Raw genomic sequence first — 8,801 nt, 5'->3', positions numbered from 1 at the left:
GCCCCGTCGCTCTCGAGTCAGCGCGCGAGCGCCGCCTTCATGATCTCGGCGTGCTCGTTCGCGTGCACCTTCGGCGACCCCGTCGCCGTCGATGCCGCAGCGGCCCGGCAGATGACGCGGATGCCGCGCCCACCGAGCTGGTCGGCGACCTCGAGCGCGATGAAGGGCCACGCCCCCTGGTTCTCGGGCTCGTCCTGCACCCACACCAGTTCGGCGTTCGGATACGACTCCAGGACGCGGTTCAACTCGTCGATGGGAGCCGGGTAGTACTGCTCGAGGCGCACGAGCGCGATCTCGGGATTCGGGTTCTTGTCGAGCTCGGCGCGCAGATCCCAGTGGATCTTTCCGGCGTGCAGGAGCACGCGCGTCACGGCACCGCGGTCGAGACCGCGGTCATCGTCCAGCACCGGCTCGAACCGGCCCTCGAGGAAGTCCTCGACCGGGCTCGTGGCCCCGCGCAGACGCAGCATGGCCTTCGGCGTGAACACGATGAGCGGGCGACGGGGGCGCTGGTACGCCTGTCGACGCAGCAGGTGGAAGTACGACGCCGGCGTCGAGGGACGCGCGACGATCATGTTGTCCTGCGCGCACATCTGCAGGTAGCGCTCGATGCGCGCAGACGAGTGGTCGGGGCCCTGACCCTCGTAGCCGTGGGGGAGCAGCAGCACGACGCTCGACTGCTGGGCCCACTTCTGGTCGGCGGACGAGATGAACTCGTCGATGACCGACTGCGCGCCGTTGGCGAAGTCACCGAACTGCGCCTCCCAGAGCACGAGGGCGTCGGCCCGCTCGACGGAGTAGCCGTACTCGAACGCCATCGCCGCGTACTCGCTCAGGAGTGAGTCGTACACCCAGAAGCGTCCCTGGTTCTCGCTGAGGTTCGCCAGCGGCAGCCATTCCTGGCCGTTGTCGCGGTCGTGGAGCACGGAGTGGCGCTGTACGAAAGTGCCGCGGCGCGAGTCCTGGCCTGCCAGGCGCACGGGGGTACCTTCCATCAGCACCGAGCCGAAGGCGAGCAGCTCACCGAAGGCCCAGTCGATGTTGCCGTTGCGGCTCATGTCGAGGCGCTTGTCGAGCAGCTGCTGGAGCTTGTTGTGCACCGTGAAGCCGTCGGGCTTGTTGACGAAGGCGTCACCGATGTGGTGGACGACCTCGCGCGAGACACCCGTGGTCTCGGGTGCGCCCACGACGATGTCGTCGGCCGCGTCGGTGGAGACGATCGGGGTGGACCCCGTCTCGGCCGCGTGCGTATCGGCGAAGGCGACCTCGAGGCGGTTCTGGAAGTCCTGCTTCGCCTGCTCGTACTCGTCTTCCGTGATGTCGCCGCGGCCCACGAGCGACTCGGTGTACAGGCGTCGCACCGAGCGCTTGGCCTCGATGAGGTTGGTCATCAGCGGCTGCGTCATCGAGGGGTCGTCGCCCTCGTTGTGACCGCGACGGCGGTAGCACACGAGGTCGATGACGATGTCGCGGTGGAACTCTTCCCGGTAGAGGAACGCCAGGTCGGCGGCGCGCACGACGGCCTCCGGGTCGTCGCCGTTCACGTGCAGGATCGGCGCCTGGATGGTCTTGGCGACGTCGGTGGCGTACACCGAGGTGCGGGCGTCGGTGGGGGTCGTGGTGAAGCCGACCTGGTTGTTGACGACCACGTGGATCGTGCCGCCGGTGCGGTAGCCGCGCAGCTGCGACATCTGCAGCGTCTCGACGACCACACCCTGACCGGCGAAGGCGGCATCGCCGTGCACGAGGATAGGCAGCCACGAGAACGTGCCGATGGGCTTGCGGTCCTGCTTGGCGCGGACGATGCCCTCGAGCACTCCGTCAACGGTCTCGAGGTGCGACGGGTTGGCGGCGAGGTAGACCGGCAGCTCGTCTCCCGAGTCGCCGACGAAGGTGCCCTCGGTGCCGAGGTGGTACTTCACGTCGCCGGAACCGCGCTTGCTGCCGATCGCGACGGCGCCCTCGAACTCGCGGAACACCTGACCGTAGGTCTTGCCGGCGATGTTGGTGAGGACGTTGAGGCGGCCGCGGTGGGCCATGCCGATCGCGGCGCCGTCGAGGCCGGCGGACGCCGCGCCCTGGAGGATCTGGTCGAGCAGCGGGATGAGCGACTCGCCGCCCTCGAGGCTGAAGCGCTTCTGCCCGACGTACTTCGTCTGCAGGAACGTCTCGAACGCCTCGGCCTGGTTGAGCTTGGCGAGGATGCGCAGCTGCTCGTCGTGCCCGGGCTTGGTGTACTTGACCTCGACGTTGCGCTGGAACCACTGGCGCTGCTCGGGGTCCTGGATGTGCATGTACTCCACGCCGAGCGTGCGGCAGTACGAGTCGCGCAGGACACCGAGGATGTCGCGCAGCTTCGCCACGCGCTTCGCGCCGAGACCGCCCGTGACGAATTCGCGGTCGAGGTCCCAGAACGTCAGTCCGTGCGACTCGATCTCAAGATCGGGGTGCGTGCGTTGCACGTACTCGAGCGGGTCGATGTCGGCCATGAGGTGGCCGCGCACCCGGAAGGAGTTGATGAGCTCCTGCACCCGCGCGCTCTTGTCGATGCGCTCGGACAGGTCGACGCTGATGTCGGCCGCCCAGCGGATCGGGGCGTACGGGATGCGGAGAGCCGCGAAGATGTCGTCGTAGAAGCCGCGCTGGCCGACCAGCAGCTCGTGCACCTTCTTCAGGAACTCGCCGGAACCGGCGCCCTGGATGACGCGGTGGTCGTAGGTGCTGGTGAGGGTGATCGTCTTGCCGATCGCCAACTCGTTGAGCGTCTTCTCGCTCGCGCCCTGGAACTCGGCGGGGTACTCCAGCGCACCGGCACCGATGATCGCGCCCTGGCCGCGCATCAGGCGCGGGACCGAGTGCACGGTGCCGATCCCGCCCGGGTTGGTGAGCGAGATCGTCGTGCCCTGGAAGTCGCCGGGAGTGAGCTTGTTGGAGCGTGCGCGGCGGACGAGGTCTTCGTACGAGGCCAGGAATTCGCCGAAGGTCAGCGTGTCGGCGCGCTTGATGCTCGGCACCAGCAGAGCGCGCGAGCCGTCGGGCTTGGGCATGTCGATCGCGATGCCGAGGTTCACGTGGGCCGGTGCCACGACCGAGGGCTTGCCGTCGATCTCGGCGTAGTACACGTTCTGGCTCGGGAACTCCTTGAGCGCCTGGATGAGCGCCCACCCGATCAGGTGCGTGAAGCTGACCTTGCCGCCGCGGGTGCGGGACATGTGGTTGTTGATGACGATGCGGTTGTCGATCATCAGCTTCGCCGGGATCGTTCGCACGCTCGTCGCCGTGGGCACGGTGAGCGAGTCGTCCATGTTGCTCGCGAGCGCCTTCGGCATGCCCTTGAGGACGGTGACGCGGTCTTCCTCGGTACTCTCCGCCGTCGCGGAGGGCACGGAGCTGGGAGCCTGCGCGGGAATGGGCTGCGGCTTCGCCGGCTTCGCCGTGGTGCGCGCCACCGGGGCCTGACCGACCACCGGGATCGGGGCGGTCACCGGCTTCGGCTCCGTCGGTGCCGCCTGCGGCGCGGAGGCCGGTGCCGAGGCCGCGGCGGATCCGTCGACGACCGGGTGGTACGCCTCCAGGATCGGCCACCAGGCCTTGTCTACGGAGTGCTTGTCGACTTTGAACTGTTCGTAGAGCTCGTCCACGAGCCACTCGTTCGCGCCGAACTCGCCCTCGCTCGAAGTACCGACGCCCGTCACCTGGCTCGACACAGTCGATCGCCTGCTTTCCTCGATGAAGATTCCTGTGGATGCACGCAGTCGTCCTCGTTGCGCACTCGCTCCAGCCTAGCCGAGGATCCTGGCCATCCTCCGGGGTCTTGCCATCCATCGGATGTGGTGGAGTGGATGCCATGGAGTTCTCCGGTGCACAGCCCGATGTCGACCTCACCTACTCGGACGTCTTCCTCGTTCCGCGTCATTCGGAGGTGGGCAGTCGCCTGAGCGTCGACCTCGCCCCCGGCGACGGGAGCGGGGCGACCCTTCCGCTCGTGGCCTCCAACATGAACTCGGTCACCGGTCCCCGCCTGGCCGCGACGCTGGCGCGGCGCGGTGGTCTCGGCGTTTTGCCGCAGGACATGTCGCTCGAACGGCTCGTCGATGCCGTGGAGTGGGTGAAAGCACAGCCCGTGGCGTGGGACGCGGCTCTGGTGCTCCCACCGTCGGCGACGGTCGCCGACGCGCGCCGCATCCTCCCTCCCGTCGCCGGACGGGGGATCGTCGTCGCGGAGCAGCGCGCGGACGGCACCGTCGGCCTCGACGGCTACCGCGGTATCGTCCCGGCCCCGCGTCTGGCGACCGCCCTCCCGGACGCCACCCTCGGCGACATCGCCCGCACGGACGCCCCGCTGGTCGAGGTCGAGCGCGTCGGCGACCCGCACGAGGTGTTCGACCTCGTCGGCACGGCCGACATCGTCGCCGTCGTCGACGGCGACCGCATCGTCGGAACGCTGTCCGCGCGCAGCGCTCTGCGCGACTCGGTCTACCGCCCCGGCGTCGACGCGGACGGCCGCCTCATCGTCGCCGCGGCGGTGGGGATCAACGGCGATGTCACCGGCAAGGCCCGCGCGCTCGCCGCGGCGGGTGTCGACGTCCTCGTCGTCGACACCGCGCACGGGCACCAGGAGCAGATGCTGCGGGCCCTCCGCGAGGTCGCGGCGCTGGATCTCGGCATCCCGATCGCCGCGGGCAACATCGTCACCGCCGAGGGCGTGCGCGACCTCACAGCCGCGGGAGCCTCGATCCTCAAGGTGGGCGTGGGCCCGGGCGCGATGTGCACGACGCGCATGATGACCGCCGTCGGCCGGCCCCAGTTCTCCGCCGTGCTCGAGACGGCCGAGGCCGCTCGCGCCGCGGGCGCCCACGTCTGGGCCGACGGTGGCGTGCGCTACCCGCGCGACGTCGCGCTGGCGCTCGCCGCGGGAGCCGCCTCGGTGATGATCGGGTCGTGGTTCGCGGGGACCATCGAGTCCCCCGGTGAACTCCGCGTCGACGAAGGGGGACGCATCTACAAGGAGTCCTGGGGCATGGCCTCCACGAAGGCGGTGCAGGGGCGCTTCCAGCGACTGGATGCGTTCGAGCGGGCACGCAAGGAGCTGTTCGCCGAGGGAATCTCGTCGTCGCGCATCTACCTCGACCCGCAGCGTCCCGGCGTCGAGGACCTGCTCGACATGATCACCTCCGGCGTGCGGTCGTCGTTCACGTACGCCGGAGCGGCGACCGTCGCGCAGTTCCACGATCGGGCCCGGGTCGGACTGCAGTCGGCCGCCGGCTACGAGGAGGGCAAGGCCCTGCCCGTCAGCTGGTGAGGCCGCGCGAGGCCGCGACGTCGGCCTCGAGCGTGATCCACGCCCCGAGCTGGACCGACAGATCCCGGTCGTCACCGGTGGGCCGTGCTGCGCGCCGCGGATCAGCGGGGAAGCGCCCCTCCCGCCGTCCCGCCCACAGCGCCTCGGCGTTGCGGTGCACCAGGCGTCGGGCGATCTCGGCATCCGGTCCGTCGAGGTGGATGGCGGCGAGGGCGAGATAGCGGGCGAGGATGCCGGCGAACAGTCCGCCGTCTCCGCCTCCGGCCGCGGGGAACAGGCCGTCGTCCTCGGCGCACCACCGGTCGACGGCGTGCACGACCCCGGCCGCGCGCCGCGCGTCGCCGAGGGCGAGAGCGGCTCCGATCGCGACACCCTGGTTGTACGTCCACAGGTCGGGGCGCACCACGCCGTGCTCGATGCCGTCGCGCACGAGGCCGGTCTCCGGATCGTCGAGGGTCGCGCCCATCCACGAGCTCAGCTGCTGCGCGAGAGCGCGGTGACGGCTGGGCGCGAGCACCATCGCCGCGGGGCCGTTCGCCGGGGCGTTGTAGAGGACGCTGCGGGTGCGCCAGGGGAGCGCGCCGACCGCGGGGTCGACCGCACCGGCCAGCAGGCGCGCGATGCGCGCCCGGGCGTGCCCCCGCGGCCGCGTCTCCGCCAGAGCGAGACCCATCCACGCGATGTCGTCGTAGAACGGGGTGATCCACGTCCCGGCCGTCCGCAGGGTGACCCCGTGCAGCACCCGCGCGATGAGTCCTCGACGCGCCCTCGCCGGGCGGTGGCGCTCCGCCTCCGCCAGGGCGTGCACGAGGTGCGCGTGCCACCAGTAGTGCCACGTCGGCGCACCGTCGCCGGCGGTGGCCGCGTGCGCCCACGCGACCGGACCGTACCGGTGCACGTAGGCGGCGATGACCGCGTCCTCCGCAGCGGCGGCGCGGTGCTGGGCGATGGCATCCATGTCCTCATCCTGAACGCTCGGGACGGATGCCGGCGGCCCGGTCCCGCGCGGCCCGCGAGGCCCTAGAATCGGGGGCACGATGGACGACCCTCCCAGTTGTAGACCCGAGCCCCGCCGACACTCTCCCGCCCCGAGCGGGGGTGACGCGTGATGGATTACGTCATGTTGGGCGTGGGGCTGCTTCTCACGGTGGGTACGGGCCTGTTCGTCGCGAGCGAGTTCGCACTCGTCAATCTCGATCGCGCGGACCTGGAGTCGCGGCGTGCGGCGGGCGAGTCCCGCCTGTCGCTGACGATCGACGCGCTGCGCATCACCTCGACGCACCTCTCCAGTGCGCAGCTGGGCATCACCCTCACGACGCTTCTCACCGGTTACACGATGGAACCGGCGATCTCGAATCTGCTGCGCCCGGTCCTGCTGGCGTGGTCCCTTCCCGAAGCGGTCGTGGTGCCGGTCGCCGCGGTGGTCGGCATCGGCATCGCGACCGTACTGTCGATGATCCTCGGCGAACTCGTGCCCAAGAACTTCGCGCTGGCGATCCCGCGCCAGACGGCCAAGCTCGTCATCCCGTTCCAAGTCGCGTTCACCATGGTGTTCCGTCCCGCCGTCGCCGTCCTCAACGGCAGCGCGAACGGCGTGCTGCGCGCCGTGGGCGTCGAGCCGAAGGAAGAGCTCTCCGGCGCCCGCACGGCCGAGGAGCTGTCGAGTCTCGTCAAGCGCTCGGCGAGCGCGGGCATGCTGGAGCAGGACACCGCGTCGCTCCTCGACCGCAGCCTCACCTTCGCCCGGCTGAGCGCCGCCGACGTCATGACGCCCCGCCCGAGCGTGCACGCGCTCGCCGCGGGAGAGCCGACGGAGGCCGTCATCCAGCTCGCCCGTCGCACCGGCCACAGCCGGTTCCCCGTCTACGACGAGTCGATGGACGACATCGTCGGCGTCGTGCACCTCAAGGCCGCAGTGGGGGTGCCGCGCGACCGCCGCGCCGACGTGCCGGTCGCGGCACTGGCCACCGAGCCGCTGCGCGTCCCCGAGACCGTGCACCTCGACACGCTGGTGTCCGAGCTGCGCTCCCGCGGCTACCAGATGGCGATCGTCGTGGACGAGTACGGCGGGACCGCCGGCGTCGTGACCCTGGAAGACCTGGTCGAGGAGATCGTCGGCGAGGTCCTCGACGAGCACGATCGTTCGCGCGCGGGTGTCGTGCGCACCGCGGCATCCCTCACCTTCCCGGGTGACCTGCGCCCCGACGAGCTCCTGGACCGCGCCGGCGTGCGAGTCCCCGAGGGTGAGGTCTACGACACCGTCGGCGGCTTCGTGATGGCCGAGCTCGAGCGCATCCCCGCCGTCGGCGACACGGTCGAGACGGAGGACGGCGTCCTCACCGTCCAACGGATGGACGGCCGCCGCGTCGACCGCGTGCAGTTCACGCCGAAACCGTCCGAGGATGGCGTCGACGACCTCGTCCGCGCCGCCAAGGGAGGTGACCAGCGATGAGCGACTGGGCGGGAATCGCGTGGCTGGTCGTGCTGCTGATCGCCAACGCCTTCTTCGTGGGTTCCGAGTTCGCCGTCATCTCGGCGCGCCGCTCGCAGGTCGAGCCGCTCGCCGAGCGCGGGTCGCGGTCGGCCAAGACCGCGCTGTACGCGATGGAACACGCGACCCTCATGCTCGCGACGTGCCAGCTCGGCATCACGATCTGCTCGCTGTTGATCCTGAACGTCTCCGAGCCGGCGATCCACCACCTCCTCGCGGAGCCGCTCGGGCTGACCGGGCTGCCGGAGGCGGCCGTCGATGTGGTCGGGTTCGTGGTGGCGCTGCTGCTGGTGTCGTACCTGCACGTCGTCTTCGGCGAGATGGTGCCCAAGAACCTGGCCTTCTCCCTGCCCGACCGGGCCGTGCTGATGCTGGCTCCGCCCCTCGTGGCCGTGTCGAAGGCGTTCTACCCGATCATCGTGGCGCTCAACTGGATCGCGAATCACGTCGTGCGGGCCTTCCGGGTCGAGCCGAAGGACGAGGCGACGTCGACCTACACGCTCGACGAGGTCGCCACCATCGTGAACCAGTCGCGCCGTGAGGGCGTCCTCGACGACGCGGCGGGAACCGTCACCGCGGTGGTGGAGTTCACCGAGAAGAAGGCCGCCGACATCGCGGTGCCGATGGCCGACCTCGTGACGCTCCCCGAGACGACGACCCCCGCCGAGATCGAGCGGGCCGTGGCCGTCCACGGGTACTCGAGGTACGTGATCGTCGACGCGCAGGGGCACCCGACCGGGTACGTCCACCTGAAGGACGTGCTGCGGGTGGCCGAGGGGCCCGACGACGAGGCCGACATGGCCCGTCCGATCCCGACCAAGCGCATCCACCACATGGTGTCGGTGCTCGAGACGACCGACCTCGAGGACGCGCTCGCTCTCATGCGCCGCTCGGGCCGCCACCTCGCGCAGGTGCGCGACGACGCCGGCGAGGTGCGTGCGGTGCTGTTCCTGGAGGACGTCATCGAGGAGCTCGTGGGCGAAGTACAGGATGCCACGGCCCGCCGCC

Annotated in this window: 5 protein-coding genes; 3 read left to right on the top strand and 2 right to left on the bottom strand. The window is 70.4% G+C overall.

The genetic code is table 11. The features are described from left to right. Window positions 1-17: 17 nt before the first annotated feature. Window positions 18-3,707 carry a multifunctional oxoglutarate decarboxylase/oxoglutarate dehydrogenase thiamine pyrophosphate-binding subunit/dihydrolipoyllysine-residue succinyltransferase subunit gene (locus tag D8Y23_RS15175; RefSeq protein ID WP_128218912.1) on the bottom strand — a complete coding sequence of 1,230 codons (3,690 nt, stop codon included), beginning with the start codon at window positions 3,705-3,707 and terminating at the stop codon, window positions 18-20. Between the two features lie 140 nt (window positions 3,708-3,847). Between D8Y23_RS15175 and D8Y23_RS15170 the strand changes: the two genes are divergently transcribed. Continuing rightward, window positions 3,848-5,302: a GuaB1 family IMP dehydrogenase-related protein gene (locus D8Y23_RS15170; RefSeq protein WP_128218913.1), complete on the top strand. Its 1,455-nt coding sequence runs from the start codon at window positions 3,848-3,850 to the stop codon at window positions 5,300-5,302. Here D8Y23_RS15170 and D8Y23_RS15165 read toward each other — a convergent pair. Next, entirely contained in the window at window positions 5,292-6,260 is a 969-nt protein-coding gene (locus tag D8Y23_RS15165; RefSeq protein ID WP_128218911.1) for a glycoside hydrolase family 76 protein, read from the bottom strand. The genes D8Y23_RS15170 and D8Y23_RS15165 overlap by 11 nt on opposite strands. 150 nt (window positions 6,261-6,410) lie before the next feature. Between D8Y23_RS15165 and D8Y23_RS15160 the strand changes: the two genes are divergently transcribed. Both D8Y23_RS15160 and D8Y23_RS15155 read left to right on the top strand, forming a co-directional pair. Then, window positions 6,411-7,754: a hemolysin family protein gene (locus D8Y23_RS15160; protein WP_128218910.1), complete on the top strand. Its 1,344-nt coding sequence runs from the start codon at window positions 6,411-6,413 to the stop codon at window positions 7,752-7,754. Continuing rightward, window positions 7,751-8,801 (top strand): hemolysin family protein (locus D8Y23_RS15155; RefSeq protein ID WP_164878266.1); only part of this gene is annotated, 1,051 nt, incomplete at its 3' end. The genes D8Y23_RS15160 and D8Y23_RS15155, both read left to right, overlap by 4 nt.

This window comes from Microbacterium enclense (assembly GCF_004022425.1).
GTDB classification, from domain to species: Bacteria; Actinomycetota; Actinomycetes; order Actinomycetales; family Microbacteriaceae; genus Microbacterium; species Microbacterium enclense_A.
Note: the sequence above shows the minus strand (reverse complement) of the source record. Positions and strands in the feature narration are given on the sequence as shown.